General features: G+C 58.4%; 15 protein-coding genes, 1 rRNA gene and 1 pseudogene. 5 read left to right on the forward strand and 12 right to left on the reverse strand.

Annotation, left to right across the window (positions count from 1 at the left end):
• Positions 1-152 precede the first annotated feature (152 nt).
• The 6 genes from flgE to CUN63_RS04935 all read right to left on the reverse strand — a co-directional run bounded on the left by flgE (position 153) and on the right by CUN63_RS04935 (position 5228).
• Positions 153-1457, reverse strand: a complete 1305-nt coding sequence (gene flgE, locus CUN63_RS04905) for a flagellar hook protein FlgE (RefSeq protein WP_129437595.1) — start codon at positions 1455-1457, stop codon at positions 153-155.
• A gap of 31 nt (positions 1458-1488) precedes the next feature.
• Complete coding sequence (gene flgD / locus CUN63_RS04910; RefSeq protein WP_129437597.1) at positions 1489-2211, reverse strand: flagellar hook assembly protein FlgD; 723 nt, start codon at positions 2209-2211, stop codon at positions 1489-1491.
• 15 nt (positions 2212-2226) lie between these two features.
• Positions 2227-2670 carry a flagellar basal body rod protein FlgC gene (gene flgC, locus CUN63_RS04915; protein ID WP_046046514.1) on the reverse strand — a complete coding sequence of 148 codons (444 nt, stop codon included), beginning with the start codon at positions 2668-2670 and terminating at the stop codon, positions 2227-2229.
• 3 nt (positions 2671-2673) lie between these two features.
• Positions 2674-3081, reverse strand: a complete 408-nt coding sequence (flgB, locus tag CUN63_RS04920; RefSeq protein WP_129437599.1) for a flagellar basal body rod protein FlgB — start codon at positions 3079-3081, stop codon at positions 2674-2676.
• 340 nt (positions 3082-3421) lie between these two features.
• Complete coding sequence (gene cheR, locus CUN63_RS04930) at positions 3422-4249, reverse strand: protein-glutamate O-methyltransferase CheR (RefSeq protein WP_129437601.1); 828 nt, start codon at positions 4247-4249, stop codon at positions 3422-3424.
• 46 nt (positions 4250-4295) lie between these two features.
• Positions 4296-5228 (reverse strand): chemotaxis protein CheV, encoded by a 933-nt coding sequence (locus CUN63_RS04935; RefSeq protein WP_129437603.1) that lies wholly within the window; start codon positions 5226-5228, stop codon positions 4296-4298.
• Positions 5229-5310: 82 nt separating this feature from the next.
• Between CUN63_RS04935 and flgA the strand changes: the two genes are divergently transcribed.
• From flgA to CUN63_RS04955, 4 genes are all read left to right on the forward strand, one after another.
• The gene (flgA, locus tag CUN63_RS04940; RefSeq protein WP_046046517.1) at positions 5311-6072 is read left to right on the forward strand and encodes a flagellar basal body P-ring formation chaperone FlgA; all 762 of its coding nucleotides are present in this window, start codon (positions 5311-5313) and stop codon (positions 6070-6072) included.
• A 166-nt stretch (positions 6073-6238) separates the two neighbouring features.
• Positions 6239-6565 carry a flagellar biosynthesis anti-sigma factor FlgM gene (flgM, locus tag CUN63_RS04945; protein WP_129437605.1) on the forward strand — a complete coding sequence of 109 codons (327 nt, stop codon included), beginning with the start codon at positions 6239-6241 and terminating at the stop codon, positions 6563-6565.
• Positions 6566-6613: 48 nt separating this feature from the next.
• Positions 6614-7081 carry a flagella synthesis protein FlgN gene (locus tag CUN63_RS04950; protein WP_129437607.1) on the forward strand — a complete coding sequence of 156 codons (468 nt, stop codon included), beginning with the start codon at positions 6614-6616 and terminating at the stop codon, positions 7079-7081.
• Positions 7082-7173: 92 nt separating this feature from the next.
• Positions 7174-7920 (forward strand): flagellar brake protein, encoded by a 747-nt coding sequence (locus CUN63_RS04955; RefSeq protein ID WP_129437609.1) that lies wholly within the window; start codon positions 7174-7176, stop codon positions 7918-7920.
• A gap of 72 nt (positions 7921-7992) precedes the next feature.
• Here CUN63_RS04955 and CUN63_RS04960 read toward each other — a convergent pair whose 3' ends face one another.
• The 4 genes from CUN63_RS04960 to CUN63_RS04975 all read right to left on the reverse strand — a co-directional run bounded on the left by CUN63_RS04960 (position 7993) and on the right by CUN63_RS04975 (position 13311).
• Entirely contained in the window at positions 7993-9363 is a 1371-nt protein-coding gene (locus CUN63_RS04960) for an MFS transporter (RefSeq protein ID WP_129437611.1), read from the reverse strand.
• A 71-nt stretch (positions 9364-9434) separates the two neighbouring features.
• Positions 9435-10676: a glutamine synthetase family protein gene (locus CUN63_RS04965; protein ID WP_178082692.1), complete on the reverse strand. Its 1242-nt coding sequence runs from the start codon at positions 10674-10676 to the stop codon at positions 9435-9437.
• A 341-nt stretch (positions 10677-11017) separates the two neighbouring features.
• Complete coding sequence (locus CUN63_RS04970) at positions 11018-11710, reverse strand: sensor histidine kinase KdpD (protein ID WP_129437615.1); 693 nt, start codon at positions 11708-11710, stop codon at positions 11018-11020.
• Entirely contained in the window at positions 11707-13311 is a 1605-nt protein-coding gene (locus CUN63_RS04975) for a tetratricopeptide repeat-containing response regulator (RefSeq protein ID WP_129437616.1), read from the reverse strand. Before CUN63_RS04975 ends, CUN63_RS04970 begins: the two co-directional genes overlap by 4 nt.
• A 206-nt stretch (positions 13312-13517) precedes the next feature.
• On the opposite strand from CUN63_RS04975, the pseudogene CUN63_RS04980 reads away from it, so the two are divergent.
• Positions 13518-16921: pseudogene (locus CUN63_RS04980) on the forward strand (chemotaxis protein CheB).
• Positions 16922-16928: 7 nt separating this feature from the next.
• Here the strand turns inward: CUN63_RS04980 and CUN63_RS04985 are convergent.
• Both CUN63_RS04985 and rrf read right to left on the reverse strand, forming a co-directional pair.
• Positions 16929-17468, reverse strand: a complete 540-nt coding sequence (locus tag CUN63_RS04985; protein WP_129437618.1) for a hypothetical protein — start codon at positions 17466-17468, stop codon at positions 16929-16931.
• Positions 17469-17754: 286 nt separating this feature from the next.
• A 5S ribosomal RNA gene (gene rrf, locus CUN63_RS04990) occupies positions 17755-17870 on the reverse strand.
• Between the last annotated feature and the right edge of the window lie 118 nt (positions 17871-17988).

Raw genomic sequence — 17988 nt, forward strand, 5'->3', positions numbered from 1 at the left:
ATCGCAGCCTCGTTTCACTCGACAGCTCCTACAGGGGACCCCTATTTCCTGTAGGAGCTGTCGAGTGAAACGAGGCTGCGATCTTTTTGCCAGCCATAAAAAAAGCCCCTCGATTGAGGGGCTCTTTGTGCAGCGCTTTCAGCCAACCCGCATCAGGTCATCTGAATGATGGTCTGCATGATGGTGCTCTGGGTGGAGATGGTCTTGGCGTTCGCCTGGTAGTTGCTCTGCGCCTTGATCAGGTCGACCAGTTCATTGGTCAGGTTGACGTTGGACTCTTCCAGAGAGTTGGAGTGGATCTCTCCCAAGGTACCGGTATTCGGCGCATCGTAGCCCGGGATACCCGACGAGTAGGTTTCTTTCCAGCTGGTGCCGCCTACCGGTTGCAAACCTTGTTCGTTGGTGAAGCTGGCGAGCGAGATCTGGCCGATGGGCTTGGTCTGGCTGTTGCTGAAGTTGGCCAGCATGACACCGCTGGTGTCGATGGTCAGGTTGGTGATCTGGCCGGTGGCGTAGCCGTTCTGCGAAGGAATCGAACGCGCAGTGTCAGCGTTGTACTGCGTGGTTTTGTCCATGGAGACCGTAACGACGCCGGACGCAGCGCCGTTGGCTGTCCACGTGCCATTGGTCACGGTACCCGGAATCCAGCCGGTGACTTTCAGGTCAGGGCTGACAATCGGCGTAGGGGTGGCGGGAGTGGTGACGGAAACCAGTTTGCCTGACGAATCGAACGCCATGGTCGAAGCGACAGGAGGAGTAACGGTAGGATCGCTACCATCCGGGTTGCGACCCTCGATCAGGGTGTAGGTCTTCCAGGTGTTGTCAGCAGTCTTGACCATGAATTGGTCCATGACGTGCTTGTTACCCTGGGTATCGTAAATAGGGGTACTGAACTGCTTGGTGAAGGACGCTTCCTTGGACGGGTCAAACGGATTGGTAGTCTGGTTGATGATGGGAGCTGTGGAGTTCAGGTTGATCGTCGACGAAACCGTGGAGGTGTTTTTTGGCGCCAGGTTCGACGTATCGATGCGCAGGTCAGTCAAAACGCCATTGAGGATCTTGCCATTGGCATCCACGCCATAACCCTGCAGACGCGCAGAGCCATCGGTGTTGGTAACGTAACCGTCTTTGTCGACCTTGAACGTACCGGCACGGGTGTAGGACATCGAACCATTCTCGCTCAGCACGAAGAAGCCGGAACCGTTGATGCCCATGTCCAGCACGTTGCCGGTGTTGTTGACGTCGCCCTGGGTGAACTGCTGGGAAACGTTGGCCAGGCGCACGCCGTTACCGATGGTTTTGCTGCCGGACCCCAGCTTGGTGGCCGAGTAAACATCTTCGAATTCCGCACGGGACGATTTGAAGCCGGTGGTCGCGACGTTGGCGATGTTGTTGCCGGTCACGTCCAGTTGTTTGTTGGCTGCATAGAGACCGCTAAGGCCGATATTGAAAGACATATTCCACTCCTTTGTGCCGTGTTAGTCGGCTCTACATACCAATGGTTTGTACTTTGGACAGCGCGATGCTGCCCGCCCCGGCCAGGTTGAGCATCAACTCACCGCCTGTCTGGCTGATGGTCACGCTGTTGACCGTTGCCGGCAGGTACGTCACCAGCGAGGTCGCCTTGCCGTCGTAGGTCGCCGTAGCGCCGAAGGTATAGGTACCCGCCTTGGCCACTTCGCCTGCGTCGTTTTTGCCGTCCCAGATGAAAGTGGAAGTACCGGCGACTTCGCTGCCCAGGTCGATGGTGCGGACAACCTTGCCATCGGCATCAGTGATCTTGACCTTGACCGGGTCCACCGAGGACGGTACGGCAATGGTGCCGCTGAAACTCTTGGAGGTATCGACCACCGCCGTGCCGCCCGGTGCAATAACCGAACGCCCGACCAGCGACGACGCCTGCAACGCCTGGGACGAGTTGTAATTGCTCGCCAGGCCACTGACGGTGTCGTTGAGCGTGGTGATGCCTTCCAGGCTACTGAACTGGGCCAACTGGGCGACGAACGCACCGTTGTCCTGCGGTTCCAGCGGGTTCTGGTTTTTCAGTTGCGTTACCAGCAACTGCAGGAACGCGTCCTTTCCCAGGGCCTTTTTGCCGGTGGCGCTGTTCGTCGCCGACGCCAGGCCGTCGGCACTGGTGTTGGTCTTGATCGAGGAGTTGGCCAGGATGTCCTTGAGGCTCAAACCACTGGTGGTATCGGTAACACTCATCTGAGTCGCCCCTTATCACTGACCGAGGGTCAGGACCTTCTGCATCATGGTTTTGGCGGTGTTCATCATTTCGGCGTTGGTCTGAAACGAACGGCTCGCGGAAATCATGTCAGCCATTTCTTCCACCACGTTGACGTTCGGGTAGTAGACGTAGCCCTTGGCGTCGGCCGCCGGATGGTTCGGCTCGTAGCGCGCTTCAAGGTTGCTTTGGTCCTCGACCACGCCCAGCACTTGCACGCCTTGACCGGCGGCGTCCTGGTTCTGAAACAGCGAGTCACTGCCGCCGCTCTGGCCACCCTGGAACATGGTGGCGAATACCGGGTGCCGTGCACGGTAGGTCTGGTCGATGCTCGACGAGACCGTCTCGGCGTTGGCGATGTTACTGGCGACGGTGTTCAAGCGAGTGGTCTGGGCACTCATGCCGCTACCGGCAATGTTGAAAACGCTGGCTAGAGACATGACTTACTCTCCACGAAGGGCTGACACCAGCCCTTTGAATTTGCTGTTGAGCAGGGTGAAGCTGGCCTGAAAGTTGACCGCGTTTTCCGCGTAGTTCGACTGTTCCAGCTGGGCGTCCACGGTGTTCTGGTCGATCGACGGTTGCATCGGCGTGCGATACAGCAGCGATTCGTCGCCATTGCCCAGGCCTTCGGCTTCGATATGACGGCTGTTGGTCATGTTCAAGGCGAAAGATCCGCTCTTGGTCTTCTCGTTCTGTGCGGCGAGCACTTTCGAGAAGTCCAGGTCCCGAGCCTTGTAGTTCGGGGTGTCGGCGTTGGCGATGTTGTTGGCCAGGACTTCGGCACGCTGAGCGCGGAAGCCCAGGGCTTGTTCGTGGATACCGAGCGCTTTATCGAAGCTGATGCTCATGTCGGAAACCTTCGGGTGACCTGATTTTTCGTAACATGGACATAGCAAGCGTCGTGCCAATTAAAAAAAGGCCGTAAACCGGGGCTTTGCGGGCAGTGGCAACGTGGCAATGCCAGAAAAGCGGCAACCGATTTCCGCCGCCTGCCGCTTTTCTGCCGCTTTCCTGGATTGCACCCGCCCCCTGTAGGAGCTGCCGAAGGCTGCGATCTTTTGATCTTGATCGTAAAAAACAAGATCAAAAGATCGCAGCCTTCGGCAGCTCCTACGTGATGCAAAGCGGCAGGCATAAAAAAAGGGAGCCCTTAAGGGACTCCCGTTTTTTTTGCCTGCCGCTTTTGCATCACTTCGCCTGGTAAATGATCCCCGGGCTGCATTGGACCATCTGGTAATGATCCGGCAAACCGTTCAGCGCCTCGGAAGCACCGAGGAACAGATAACCGCCTGGCTTCAACGTGCTGTGAATGCGCAACAGGATGTCCTTCTTCACCTCGGCGGAGAAGTAGATCAGCACGTTGCGGCAGAACACGATGTCGAACTTGCCGAGGCTCGCGTAGCTGTCCAGCAGGTTGAACGAGCGAAACTCCACCCGGCTCTTGATCGGTGCCTTGATTGCCCAGCGCCCCGGCCCTTTCGGGTCGAAATAACGTTGAAGGCGCTCGGGCGACAGGCCACGGCCGATGGCCAGGCTGTCGTACTCGCCGGTCTTGCAGTTGGTCAGCATGGTGCCGGACAGGTCGGTGGCAACGATCTGCACGCCCATCTTCAACTGGCCCATGTTCACGCGCTCGAACTCATCGATCGACATCGACAGCGAATACGGTTCCTGACCCGACGAACAGGCCGCCGACCAGATCCGCAGACGCTGGCCGGGGGCGGCCTTGATCGCTGCGGGCAGCACCTTGTTCTTCAAGACTTCAAACGGATAGGTGTCACGAAACCACAAGGTTTCGTTGGTGGTCATGGCATCCACCACCATCTCGCGCAAACCGCTGCGCGGCTGGGTCTGGATGCGCTGGACCAGCTCACCCAGGGACTTGATGGCTTGCTGTTCCATCAGTTTGTTGAGACGGCTCGAGACCAGGTACTGCTTGTTTTCACCGAGCAAAATGCCACAGGCTTTTTCCAGGAAGACCCGGAACTGTTCGAAATCCAAATTACCCGTAGACAAAGATACCGCCTCTTAAATCGTGTTAACCGCCAGGGGCAGAAGGCCCCTAGCTGATGTCTGCTGCTTTGATCCGGTTGACTACCCGGGATGCCAGGTCATCAGGACGGAATTTGGCAAGGAAGTCATCGGCACCGACCTTCTTGACCATCGCCTGATTGAATACACCCGACAACGAAGTATGCAGGATGATGTGAAGCTTTTGCATGCGAGGGTCGCTGCGGATCTCGGCCGTGAGGGTGTACCCGTCCATCTCCGGCATCTCGATGTCGGAAATCATCATCAGGAACTCTTCCTCCGGCTTCTTGCCCTCGTCGACCAGTTTGCGCAAGTAGTCCAGCGCTTGCCGACCGTCGTTCAACGCCACCACTTCGACACCGACCGTCTGCAGGCAACGGGTCACCTGCTTGCGCGCGACCGACGAGTCATCGACCGTCAGTACTCGCAAAGAGAGCGCCTTGTGCTGGGTTTCGACATCCACCACGCCGACGGAAATCGCTTCCGGTGTCGGCGCCACTTCTGCCAGCACTTTCTCGACGTCGATGATTTCGACTAACTGATTGTCGACCCGAGTCACAGCCGTCAGGTAATGATCGCGTCCCGTGCCCTTGGGGGGCGGATGAATCTCCTCCCAATTCATGTTGACGATGCGTTCCACCGACCGCACCAGGAAACCCTGGGTCTTGGTGTTGTACTCCGTGATGATCACGAAGGGATTGCTTTGATCTTTCAGCGCACCGGAACCGGTCGCCATCGCCAGATCAAGGATCGGAATGGTCGCCCCCCGGATATTTGCCACACCGCACACGACAGGACTGGACTTGGGCATCAGAGTCAGTTTGGGGCATTGCAGCACCTCCCGAACCTTGAACACGTTGATCCCATACAGCTGCTGCCCGTCGAGACGGAACAACAACAGCTCAAGGCGATTCTGCCCTACCAGTTGCGTGCGCTGGTTTACCGCATCCATTACACCAGCCATGCACAGACTCCTACACCAACGCTTAAGTGTGTTGCGACGTGCATTCTTCACTAAACGGCACGGCGCTTGCTTTTTAACTCTTATGAACACAGAACCGACATTTTTCCGACGCCTGACATCAAACGCCCGCAAATTGCTTTGCGCGGTGTCGGCCGTCTGCCTGTTCAACGCTGGCTGCCCTGCCCTTGCTGACGCGGTTACCTTGCCTGACATGCTTATCGGCGTCACTCAGGGCTTTCTTGAATTCACCGTAGAAGACTATTTGGCAACCAGTCAAACGGAAGGCCGCTACGAGATCGAGGTCAAGCAGCTCGATCCACGGCTGCGCATGCCCATGTGTGACAAGGAATTGACAGCCACGCTTGAGAGTCCGGCAAGGCCGCTGGGGCGGGTGACCGTCAAGGTTGCTTGCGAAGGCACGTCCCCCTGGACCGTGTTCGTACCCGCTCAAGTGCGCCTGTTTCGCGACATTGTGACCACCACCCGTGCGCTGCGGCGCGCCGGCATCGTCGAGCCTCAGGATGTGACCCTGCGCGAGCGCGACATCAGCCTGATCAATCAGGGTTACCTGACCTCCGTCGACCAGGCGATAGGGCAGAAACTTACCCGACCAATGGTCGCCGACCAGGTCATGACCCTGGTGCACATGGAACAGGCAGAAGTCATCAGCAAGGGCGACCAGGTGGTGATTACCGCCCGCAGTGGAACGCTCAGCGTGCGCATGCCGGGTGAAGCGCTGTCCAACGGCGGCTTGCGCGAACAGATTCGGGTGAAAAACCTCAACTCCCAGCGGGTCATCAAGGCGCAAGTCACCGCGCCCGGCCAGGTGGAAGTGGCCATGTAGAACTCTCTGCTTGTGAAGATGTGGCGCGCCACTCGACTGTTCCCTAGACTGTGCCCTATGCAGGGCAAGCGCTGACGCGCGCAAGCTCATTGATAATTGGGCCTAAAGTTTTTCCGGGTATGGCCGAAAACATGGCAAGCGTCCAAATACCCAGAGGTTTTTTGTCATGGTCATCGATTTCAGCCGTTTAAACAGTTCCTCGTCACTTACCGGTAGTACACGTACCAGCGCAGCGAAGGAAACCGCCGAAGCCGGCAAATCCGCGCCGCTGAATACCCCGGCCGAACAGGCCAGTACCGTCAAAAGCGGGGAATCGGTACATCTCAGCAATGAGGCTCAACAGTTGCAGAAGGTCACTGACAAGCTGCGCGATCAGCCTGCCGTCGACAACGCCCGCGTGGCCGAGTTGAAAGCAGCGATTGCCGATGGCAGCTACAAAGTCGACAGCAACCGTGTAGCCAGCAAACTGCTCAACTTCGAAGCCCAGCGCTAGGCCAAGGCCTGCGCCAGGCTTTTGGACGCTTAAAACCCAAGGCCAGCCATGCACGACACTAATTTACTGCAACTGATCACCGACGATTTCGCTCCAGCACAGCACTTGCTGGAGTTACTGCAAACCGAGTCCCTCGCCTTGCATGGTCGCGACATGCCACTGCTCGAAGAGATTCTGGCGCAGAAACAGGCATTGATCATTTTGCTCGATCAGCATGGCCGCAAGCGCAGTGAAATCCTCGCCAGCCTCAACCTGCCGACCAACCGCAACGGCCTGGAGCAACTTGCCAGCCATTCGAGCATTGGCGATCAGCTGTTGGAACAAAGCGATGTATTGACCGATCTTCTGGCTCAGTGCCAGGCGGCCAACGTCAAGAATGGCCAGTCGATCCTGGTGCAACAGGCCGCGACGGCCAATCAGCTGAAAATCCTCAACGGCGGCGAGCCGCCAACGCTCTACGATGCGCGCGGATCAACCTCCATGCTTGCGAAGCCGCGCCCGCTCAGTCAGGCTTGATTCTGCTGAAAAGCGCGCACTATCAAGACGCGCAACATGCTGGCAATATGCCGGCCAGTCGTAGTCATATTTTGTCTGGAGATTGATGAACCGTGTTCAATGCCTTAAGCGCGGAAGATGCTCCGCAGCCACCCAAGGTGCTCACCACGCCGTTGGAGATCTCCGGCAACCTGCGCCAGCTGCAAGACAGCCATGATCCGCTGATCATCACGTTCCATGAGCGCAGCCAGCGCTTCCAGAGTTATCTGGTGGACATTGACCGTGACAGCAACATGATTGCCCTGGACGAAATGATTCCCCGCGATGGTGAACGCTTCCTGCTCGCCGGCGAACCGTTCAAGGTCGAAGGCTTTCACGACGGCGTGCGTATTGCCTGGGAAAGCAACGGCCCGTTGACCATCGACGAATCCGGTGGCGGTCGCTGCTACCGTGGCGCCCTGCCCGCCGAGGTGGTTTACCACCAGCGTCGCAATGCATTCCGCGCAGCATTGAAGCTGGCACAACTGGTCAACGTCGATCTGGGCGGTGAAAAGCTCAAGTCGCCGATCAGCGGCAAGCTATTGGACATCTCAGCCACCGGCTGCAAGTTGCGCTTCGAAGGCGACATAACGGACAGCCTGCAACTGGGTCAGGTCTATGACCGCTTCATCGCCGCCCTGCCCTTTGGCAACATGACGGCACCCGTCGAGCTGCGTTACCTGCACTTCGAAGAAAGGATCTCCATCACCTTCGCCGGCGTACGCTTTCACAACATGAGCGGGCTGGTACAGCGGCAGGTCGAGCGGTTCGTCTATCAGCTTCAGCGTGAAGCGCGACGCTTCGACAAAGACGACATGTAATACGACGCTTCAATAGAAAACGGGCAGTCCCTTGCGGTGACTGCCCGTTTTTTTATGCGTTGTTTTTATGCATTAAGGTCTGGCCTCGGTAAAACTTTGCTCGCGAGCTGCATCAGGGTCTTCGGGCGGCGGATCGGTTTCGGGGTCTGATTCGGGTTCCGGGTCCGGCTCAGGGTGGATCGGGCTCTGCATCTGGTCTTGCACCACCTGCTCATCGACACGCGGATCAAGGCAAGCGACCAACGGCGAACTCGACATACTGTCCGGCATGGCGACGTGATGCAGCGGTGCATCGTCGACCTGATGCAGGTTGGTCACCGCTTTCGGGCGAATCCGCCACACCAGCACCAACGCGAAGAAACTGAAGAAGGCATAGAGCATGTGGCTACCGAACAGTTTCATCAGCACCCCCGCCACCAGCGGCCCGATACTGGCGCCAACACCGTAGGTCACCAACAGCATCGCTGTCAGGGACACCCGACGATCACCCTCGACGTGGTCGTTGGAGAACGCCACCGCCAGCGGATACAGGCAGAACATCACCAGCGAACAGCAGAACCCGGTGATAAACAAAATCTCCAGCGGTACCTGTTGCATGATTGCCAGCGGCAATGCGGTAAGCGCCAGGACCAGCGCAAAACAACGGATCAACAGCGCCCGGTCATAACGATCGGACAGCCAGCCCAACGGCCATTGCACCAGCAAGCCCGCAAAAATGCAGCTACCCATGAACAGACCGACCTGCTCCGTGGACAACCCCTGCTGTGAGGCATACAGCGGTGCCAGACCGTAGAACGAACCAATGATCAGTCCCGCCCCCAGCACCGTGCTCAACGACTGCGGCACGCGCTTGATGAAGAACCGCGGCTCCATCGGTGCCGGGTGCAACGGTGCCGGGTGAATCCGCCGGGTCAGGGCCACCGGCACCAGACAGAGCGCGAAGCACAAGGCGACCAGCATCAGCAGCTCAAGACCCAGGCCCGGGTGCATGACCAGAATCAACTGACCCAGCACCAGCCCCAGGTACGAGGCGATCATGTAGCCGCTGAACACCGTTCCGCGCTGCGAGGCTTCGGCCTGCTCATTGAGCCAGCTTTCGATGACCATGTACTGGCACATCATGCCGAGGCCGACGATGACCCGCAGGAATATCCAGGCAGGCAACCAGTCCACCAGGCCATGGCCCAGCACCGCCGCGCCGACAATCCCGGCGCAGGCCGAATAGGCGCGAATATGCCCGACCCGGGCAATCAGCCGGTGGCCGATCTTGCCACCCAGCACCAGGCCGCAATAGTTGGCCGCCATCAACGCACCGACCCACAGGCTGTCGACGTGATCGGCGGCAAGGCGCAAGGCCAGGTAAGTACTCAACAGGCCAGAGCCGATCAACATCATCAGCGAGGCAAAATAAAGCGCTCGAAAGGGTTTCCAGATTTGGCGCATCGGCGTTCCGAGCGGCTCCTTGCAGTGAGTTTCAGGCTACCGACAAACGATAGCCTGATGTCGACGGATCGTCAGGCCTGGGCCGCTAAAACTCGCCGCTCCCAGGGAGTAATTTCATCAAAGAAGCTGGTCAACTCCATGGTCTTCGAGGCGATGTAGCCTTCGATGAACTCCTTGCCAAACAGTTCCTTCGCCAATTGGCTACGTTTCAGACGCTCAAGAGCCGCATGCAAGGTACACGGCAACGAAAGATTGTCCGGCACTTCGAATTCACCCTGGATCGGCTCGCTCGGCTCCAGTTTGTGTTCAATGCCATACAACCCTGCGGCAAGACTGGCGGCGATCGCCAGGTAAGGATTCGCATCAGCCCCCGGCAAGCGGTTCTCGACCCGACGAGCGGCGGGCGAACTGGCCGGAATGCGCAATCCGGCCGCACGGTTGTCGTGGGACCAGCAGGCATTATTCGGCGACGCATACGGATGGCACAAGCGCTGATACGAGTTCACGTTCGGTGCGAACAACGCGGTGAAATCCGCCATGCCGGCCTGCTGACCCGCGATGAAATGACGGAAGGTCGCGGTCGGCTCACCAGCCTTGTCGCTGAACACGTTACGCCCGCTGCCGATCTCGATGATGCTCTGGTGAATATGCATCGAACTGCCCGGCGTGTGCGCCAGCGGCTTGGCCATGCAAACCACGGTCAGGCCATGCTTGAGCGCGACTTCTTTAAGCAGATGTTTGAACAGGAGTGTCTGGTCGGCCAGCAGCAGTGGGTCGCCGTGCAGTAAGTTGATCTCGAACTGGCTGACGCCCATCTCGTGCATGAAGGTATCGCGCGGCAAGCCCAGGGCCGCCATGCATGCGTAGACTTCACTGAAGAACGGCCGCAAACCATTATTGGAACTGATACTGAACGCCGAATGACCGTCCTCGCGACGACCGTCCAGGCCCAGCGGCGGCTGGAACGGTTGAGTCGGGTCGGTATTGGGTGCGAAGACAAAAAACTCCAGCTCGGTCGCCACCACCGGCGCCAGGCCGAGGGCCGCGTAACGCGCGATCACGGCTTTGAGTTGGCCGCGGGTCGACAGAGACGAGCTTTCGCCGGTCAACTCATCCGCATCGCAAATGGCCAAGGCGCGCGGCTGCTGGCTCCACGGCAAGCGATGGATCTGTGCCGGGTCGGGCACCAGCGCCAGGTCGCCATCATCGCTGCCGTAAAAACGCGCTGGCGGGTATCCGCCCATGATGCATTGCAGCAGCACACCCCGCGCCATCTGCAAACGTCGTCCTTCGAGGAAGCCCTCGGCGGTCATTACCTTGCCGCGGGGTACGCCATTCAAATCCGGCGTAACACATTCGATCTCATCAATGCCCGTCAATCGCTCCGCGAATGAACTATGGCCATCGGTTGTCATGACGCAATCCTTTGTTGTTGTGCAAGCCGCGAACGGCGACCCGTACAAAATAGGCTCCGCCTGTTCGGAATATCAAGCACCGCACAAAAAGAAAATCATTGGCTGAACACCTCTGATTTTCGGCCACCACAATCCGGTAGGAGCTGGCGAAGCCTGCGATCTTTTGATCTTGCCTTTAGTTTAGACAGCAACGTCAAAAGATCGCAGGCTCCGCCAGCTCCTACGGGGGGTTGTGCCCGTCAGGGGAGGTAAAGGCTGAACACGCCGCCGCCCAGCGGGCCGCCATTGCTGATTTCGGTGCGTCCGCCCTCGCCATTGCGTTGATGAAGTGCGGCAATCCGCCCGGCAAAATACAGGCCCAGGCCAGTGCTTCCGCTGCTGTGGTTGATGCCCTGCACGTAATCGGCCTGACGCTCGATCATTTCGGGTGGATAACCCTCGCCATCGTCGTTGACGGTCAGCACCAGTTGCCCGGCTTCATCACTGACGCTGATCAACACCGCGTGGCGGGCGTAACGAATGGCGTTGTTGATGCTGTTGCCCAGCACCGAAGCAATCAGTTCCCGGTCGAAGAAACCCAAAGGGCTCAACGGGTCCACTTCATAGGTCGCCATGATGCCGCGACTGGCAAACACGTCCTGATGGCAGGCCAATTGCGCTTCGATGAAGTCATCCAGTTCATGGTAGGCCGGTTGCAACGGCATCTGGTTGACGCCGAGTTTGTACAGCCCCAGCAACTGCACCAGCATGCCATTGAGATGCGCGAACTCGAATTCGATCACGCCCTGCTCCGGGGTGTGCTGCTGCGGATCCGGCAAGCGCGCCAACCATTGGCTGTGGGCCTGCATCAGCATCGCCAGAGAGTTCTTCATGTCGTGCACGGTGGAGGCAATCACCGTGGAAAAATCGAGTGCCTGTTCGCTGTCGTTCATTCGCCAAACGCCTTGCTTCGCAACTTCTGATAACGGGGAAAACGCGCATCGGAGTCGGGCATCAGGCCGACCATTTTCAGGCACGTCCGACATTCCTCCAGCTCCGCCGAGGGGATACTGGTGTCGGTGCCATGCAGCAGCGACTGCGCCATGTTCAGCGCGATACTGATGTTCTTGGGTTGCAGCGCCAGGGCTTTGCGGAACACCTGCCGCGCCTCCACCAGGTTGCCGGTCTTGTACACCCGCACGCCCTGACGGTTGAGGTCGGCAGCGGCGTTGCCGGAGTTGAGAATGGTCGGATCGTCGGTCAACTTGGCGATGCCCTTCATCACCGTCGGGTCGTCGCCGTAGATTTCCGCGCAGTTTTTCAGCATCGAGGCACCGGCGCTGGCCTGGCCGAGCATCTGCAGTTGCTTGGCCACCAGCAGCGCCGCTTCGGCGCTCATGAACTGCTCCATGCCATCGAGGCGCATCATCGCCTGCTCGGTGAGCTTCTCGGCGGTCTCGGCATCGTTGAGCAGCAGGCTGGTGGCTTTCATCAACCGCGCACGAATCTGCAGACCCGGGTCGGAAGGGTTTTCCTTGGCCACCGCACTCAGCGTCGTGTTGATTTCCAGTCGAGTCCGGGTATCCAGACCTTTTTCGCTGCCTTTACTGATCAAGGCATGGGCCAGGCCAAGGTTGCTCTCCGCATCCTTGAAACGTGACTGCGCGCCCTGCGCCACGGCCTGGCGATAGGCTTTGGAGGCGGTGTCGAAATCTTCGTTGGCCATCGCCAACTTGCCCAACTGCGCTTGCCGGCGCACCGCCAGCGGCGACAAACGGATCGCCTCTTCCAGCACACTCTGGGCCGCCTTGGTGTCGCCTTCGGCGACCAGCACATCGGCCATGCCGTCGTAGAGCGCCGGCATCATCGGGAACACTTTCAGGGCTTTTTCATACACGCCTTTGGCCTGAGCGACCTGGCCACGCTTGAACAGCAATTTGCCCAGACCGGCAAACGCCCACGGCAACGGTCGATCAGCAATGATGCTGTCGTAGAGACGCTCCAGCGCCTCGTTCTGATTCAGGTCGCGCAAGGCATCGGCGCGGTAGCGCAGGCACAACGGCGAGTAGCGGATGTCTTGCTTGCACAGGGCGATGCAGGCATTGAGCACTTCAACCGGTTTGCCCCGGTCAAGGGCCTGCAGAATCGGCTTGAGCAAGGTCTTGCGCTGCTCCAGCCGCTCCAGCCGTTGAGCCAGGCCGGAACGGTTGAACGGTTTGGTCAAGTACGCATCGGGTTCGTGTTCCAACGCACTGAGCACCATTGCTTGACTGGTCTCGGCGGTGACCATGACGAACACTGCCTCATGGCTGATCAGCTTCTCGATCATCAGGTCTTCAAGCACCTGCTGACCGTTCTTCTTGCCGTCGCCCAGGTGAAAGTCCTGCAGGATGAAATCGTAGGCCTTCTGCGAACACATACGCAGCGCCTGTTCACCGGAGTCGGCGGTGTCGACATCCTTGACGCCCAGTTCGCGCAGCATGGACCTGACGGAACTGCGGAAATCCGAGAAATCATCGACGATCAAAAAACGCTTTTGGTGATACGACAGCATCGAAGATTTCCAGGCAATTTTAAGAAGAAGACCATGAGTGTTCGGGTTATCGGCCAGTAGTGGCGTTCCCTTAATGAAGTCATGCCGCTCAGTACGCGCTTAATATTTGAAGGTGTTATTGAAAATCGGGATTATCCTGATTTATTAAGGCGCACCCACACCCCACTTGAGTTCGAGGCGTTTCCCCCTCGCCAAAGGCAAGCGTTATGACCACCACTCCCAAGCACTCGGCCCTTGCTCCCGAGCGAAAGGCCCTGAGCCCCAGCACCCTGGACTTTCCGGTGGTGGGCATCGGTGTGTCGGCGGGCGGGCTGCAAGCGATCAAACTGTTCTTTGAAAACATGCCTCAAGACAATGGCATGGCGTTCGTGATCATTCTCCATCTGTCGCCCGACCACCAGAGCATCGCTGACAAGATCATCCAGGAATCGACCAAGATGCCGGTTCTGCAGGAGACCGAAACGGTGGCCATCGAGAAAAACCGGGTGTACGTCATTTCACCGGCGCAACGGCTGGCAATGAACGATGGCTTTCTGTAGGTCAGCGCCACAGATCCGCGCGAAGGTCGCCACGCGTCCATCGATCTGTTCTTCCGCGACCTTGCCGATCTGCACCGCGAGCGCGCCTTCTGTCTGGTGTTGTCGGGCACCGGTTCGGACGGCGCGGTTGGCTTGTCACGGATCAAGGAACAAGGTGGCATTACCCTGGCCCAGGCACCGGAAGATGCCAAATTCGATGGCATGCCTTGCGCCGCCATCGAAACCCGCATGGTTGACCTGGTGCTGCCCGTGGTGGAAATGCCGCAAAAGCTTCTGGAGCTTTGGCGCAACTCCAGAGAAATCTGTTTGCCCACCGCCAACGATCCGGAACTGCAAACCATTTTGCTGCGGTGTCCGAGCGTGACGCGGCACTTGCCGAACACGTGCTGCGCGACGTCCTGATTCAGTTGCGCACCGGCACCGGCCATGACTTCAAACACTACAAACGCGCCACCGTGTTGCGCCGGATCGAACGCCGGATGCAGGTGACCGGCCAGCCGGACCTGAGCGCCTAGTACCAGTATCTGCAAGCCAACCCCGAAGAAACCAAGGCGCTGCTGGGCGACATGTTGATCGGCGTGACCAACTTCTTCCGTGACAGGGAGGCTTTCGAAGCCCTCGAGCGGGATGTCGTGCCGCAATTGGTCAGCGCTGTCGTGTCCGCGCAACCCGAGAAAGAAGAAATCCGCGTCTGGTCCACGATCATCACCGATGTGCCACCCTCGCGGCTGCGCCACTACTTCATCAAAGCACTGCGCCGCGCAAACTGTCATTCGGCGATATCCATCAACGCGCCCTCGAACAGTCCGCACCACCGAGCGTGATCGTCGACGCCAACGCCGATATTCTGCACATGAGCGAGAGTGCCGGGCGTTTCTTGCGCCATGTCGGCGGAATTGTCGCGCAACTTGCTGACGCTGATTCTTCCGGAACGGCGCAAGCGTGATGAGCGCAGTTGCCTGATCGATCTGGTCGCGCATCCCTACAAGGATGAAAAATCGGACGGCGAATACGTTCTGGTGATTTTCGAAGAAGTCGAGGTCGACCCTTCCGAACGAGCGGCCACCACCGTGCTACAGACGGAAAGCCAGGTGCTGTCCAACCTTGAGCGCGAAAGAACTAGAGACCAGCAAGGAAGAGCTGCTGACGGTCAACTACGAGCTGAAAACCAAGGTCGAAGAAACCGACAGGATCAACGACTACCTGACCAACCTGATCGCCTCCACCGACATCGCCACGGTGTTTGTCGACCGCAGCATGCGCATCAAGTGGTTCACCCCGCGCGCCACTGACACTTCAGCATGTTGCCGGTGGATACCGGGCGCTCCTTGCTCGACATTACCCATCGCCTGCATTACGAGAACCTGGTCGCAGACGCGGCGCAAGTGTTCGAATCGCTGAACATGATCGAACGCGAAGTCAGCAGCACCGACAACCGCTGGTACATCGCCCGCCTGCTGCCCTATCGCTCCAGCGAAGACCACATCGACGGCACCGTGCTGACGTTCATCGACATCACCAAACGTCGAGCGGCTGAAGAAGAGATGCGAATGGGCGAAGAACGCATGCGCCTGGTCGCCGAAAGCACTCGCGACTACGCCATCATTACCCTTGATGAGCAGGGCTTGATCACCACGAGGAACAAAGGTGCCGAATTGATCTTCGGTTACAGCAAGGCTGAGGCCGAGGGCGCCTATTACGACTTCATTTTCTCGGCTGAAGATCGCGCGTCCGGCGTGCCTGAAAACGAACTGCTGGCGGTGCGCACCCATGGCCGCAGCGAAGATGAGCGCTGGCATCTGCGCAAGGACGGCAGCCGCTTCTTTTGCAGCGGCGAGGTGACCCTGCTCAGCGGCGATAACCTTCAGGGCTACGTGAAAATTGCCCGGGACCTGACCGGCCATAAGCGCCAGCATGAAGAGCAGAGCCAACAACTGGCCGAAACGCGCAACACCAATTACCTCAAGGACGAATTCTTCGCGGTCATGTCCCACGAACTCAAGCATCCGTTGAACCTGATTCAGCTCAATGCAGAACTGCTGCGTCGCTTGCCGGTGACCAAGTCGGTGGCGCCGGCCGCCAAGGCCGTCAACACCATCTGCGACGCCGTCAACAGCCAGGCACGGATCATCGATGATCTGCTGGATGTTGCCCGGGTGCGCACCGGCAAACTCAAACTGAAACCAATCGCCTTGGATCTGGCCGGTGTGTTGCGCGACATTCACGCCGTTGTGCTCAACGACCGACACGACGCCATCGTCGAACTGCACGTGCCTTCAGGCGCCTTGATGGTCCATGCCGACCCGACGCGCCTGGAACAAATTATCTGGAACCTGGTGAACAACGCACTGAAGCTCACGCCCTCCAACGGCCACGTGCAATTGATCGCCAGCCAGGTTGGAAACATGGCCCGGCTGGACGTCAAAGACAACGGTGCAGGCATCGCACCCGAGAATCTCGATCACGTGTTCGACCTGTTCGGCCAGGCTGAAAAGCAGCACGTCAGCCACAACCGTGAAGGCCTGGGAATCGGCTTGTCACTGGTCCGCCAGTTGACCGAGGCCCAACGGGGAACGGTTGAGGTGAACTCTGCCGGGGTGGGAACAGGTTGTACCTTCACGATTTACCTGCCCCTGGCCCACACCAAAGATGAACCGCAATCCCCGACTCAGGTCGAAGAACCCTCTGGCAGGCTGAGTGGTTTGACGATCCTGCTGGTCGACGACTCCGCCGATGTGCTGGAAACCTTGAAAATGCTGCTGGAAATGGAAGACGCGCAAGTGATTGCATTCGATCGACCGGTGGCGGCTTTGGACGCGGCAAAAAGCACCCGTTTCGACCTGATCATTTCTGACGTGGGCATGCCGGTCATGAACGGCCACGAGCTGATAAACGCATTGCGTCAGTTGCCGCTCGTCAAAGATGTGCCGGCCATTGCGCTGACCGGCTATGGCGCCCACAGCGACATTCAAAAGTCACAGCAATCGGGCTTTGACCAGCACATTGGAAAACCGCTGTCCTACGATGAGCTGATCGAAACCATTGAGACTCTGCGACGCTCCCAGACCTGAGACAGAGTCAGCGCAGGTAGGCGCGTTGTACGCAGGCTCGTCGATCGATGGCCTGCCTGAGTCGATCCTTGTGATCAGCCCAGACCCTGGGGTCGACTCTGGTTGAGCGCATCAGCACCAGCATGGCTGCCTTGGCAGCCAAGTACTCCACCCAGGCATCGTCAGACCTGAGCTTCAACGACTCGCGCTCGGTCATTTCCATCCGCCGCAGCGCCAGTACCGACTCATCGGTGATCACCGGACTCAAGGTCAGCTGCACCCGGTGCGGCGAGACGAATTCCTGCGTGTCCGCCACAACTTCCCTCGCCCGCTGCGCCCCCCACTTCAACGCCACACAGTAATGCTCACCCGCGTAGCGGTCATGAAACTCCTCGCAAATCGCCCAGCCATCGGTGTCGTAGACGCCTATAAATACCTGGGTAACCCCCTCATAACTGACCCGTGCCTGCACCTCGATGTGCACGCCATTGCTGAGTACTTCTTCATGCGTATGGAGGGGTAACCGCGTGTTGGTCCACAACCAGAATTTTGTGCCTCTACGCCGCATCGACGTGGCTCCATGAGTTGTGTCTGGAGTAAGGCACAGCAATGACGGACTTTCCATGTAGAGCGTCGGGTGATTACGCGTAAAAAAGCCCGCAGGACAGACAATGTCTGGCGGGGCTATTTCATGCCTCAAACGATTTTCGATGTCGCACTCCTGAGACTGTGACAGCCGGGAGCCGGGAGCCGGGAGCCGGGAGCCGGGAGCCGTCCGGTAATGCTGTGCGAACTTTCCTGCGGACAAAACAAAACCCCTACCTGCATACGCAGATAGGGGTTTCGGAATTTAATCTTGACGATGACCTACTCTCACATGGGGAAACCCCACACTACCATCGGCGATGCATCGTTTCACTGCTGAGTTCGGGATGGGATCAGGTGGTTCCAATGCTCTATGGTCGTCAAGAAATTCGGTAGCCAGGTCGTGGGCCTTTTCAGGTTCACGCTCCAGCGAATGGGTATGCGATAGTTGGGTGTTTTGTGAGTATCTCGAACTTTCGGTTCGTTTCGTCTTCACACACCGC

The sequence above is a fragment of the Pseudomonas sp. ACM7 genome (assembly GCF_004136015.1).
Taxonomy (GTDB): domain Bacteria; phylum Pseudomonadota; class Gammaproteobacteria; order Pseudomonadales; family Pseudomonadaceae; genus Aquipseudomonas; species Aquipseudomonas frigoris.

Excerpts from the sequence above, each read along its gene's own strand:
- flgE (WP_129437595.1), bottom strand. The coding sequence starts at position 1,457 with ATGTCTTTCAATATCGGCCTTAGCGGTCTCTATGCAGCCAACAAACAA.
- CUN63_RS04935 (WP_129437603.1), bottom strand. The coding sequence starts at position 5,228 with ATGGCTGGTGTAATGGATGCGGTAAACCAGCGCACGCAACTGGTAGGG.
- flgM (WP_129437605.1), top strand. The coding sequence starts at position 6,239 with ATGGTCATCGATTTCAGCCGTTTAAACAGTTCCTCGTCACTTACCGGT.
- CUN63_RS04970 (WP_129437615.1), bottom strand. The coding sequence starts at position 11,710 with ATGAACGACAGCGAACAGGCACTCGATTTTTCCACGGTGATTGCCTCC.
- CUN63_RS04965 (WP_178082692.1), bottom strand. The coding sequence starts at position 10,676 with ATGACCGCCGAGGGCTTCCTCGAAGGACGACGTTTGCAGATGGCGCGG.
- flgB (WP_129437599.1), bottom strand. The coding sequence starts at position 3,081 with ATGAGCATCAGCTTCGATAAAGCGCTCGGTATCCACGAACAAGCCCTG.
- CUN63_RS04975 (WP_129437616.1), bottom strand. The coding sequence starts at position 13,311 with ATGCTGTCGTATCACCAAAAGCGTTTTTTGATCGTCGATGATTTCTCG.
- CUN63_RS04950 (WP_129437607.1), top strand. The coding sequence starts at position 6,614 with ATGCACGACACTAATTTACTGCAACTGATCACCGACGATTTCGCTCCA.
- flgA (WP_046046517.1), top strand. The coding sequence starts at position 5,311 with ATGAACACAGAACCGACATTTTTCCGACGCCTGACATCAAACGCCCGC.
- CUN63_RS04985 (WP_129437618.1), bottom strand. The coding sequence starts at position 17,468 with ATGCGGCGTAGAGGCACAAAATTCTGGTTGTGGACCAACACGCGGTTA.
- CUN63_RS04960 (WP_129437611.1), bottom strand. The coding sequence starts at position 9,363 with ATGCGCCAAATCTGGAAACCCTTTCGAGCGCTTTATTTTGCCTCGCTG.
- flgD (WP_129437597.1), bottom strand. The coding sequence starts at position 2,211 with ATGAGTGTTACCGATACCACCAGTGGTTTGAGCCTCAAGGACATCCTG.
- flgC (WP_046046514.1), bottom strand. The coding sequence starts at position 2,670 with ATGTCTCTAGCCAGCGTTTTCAACATTGCCGGTAGCGGCATGAGTGCC.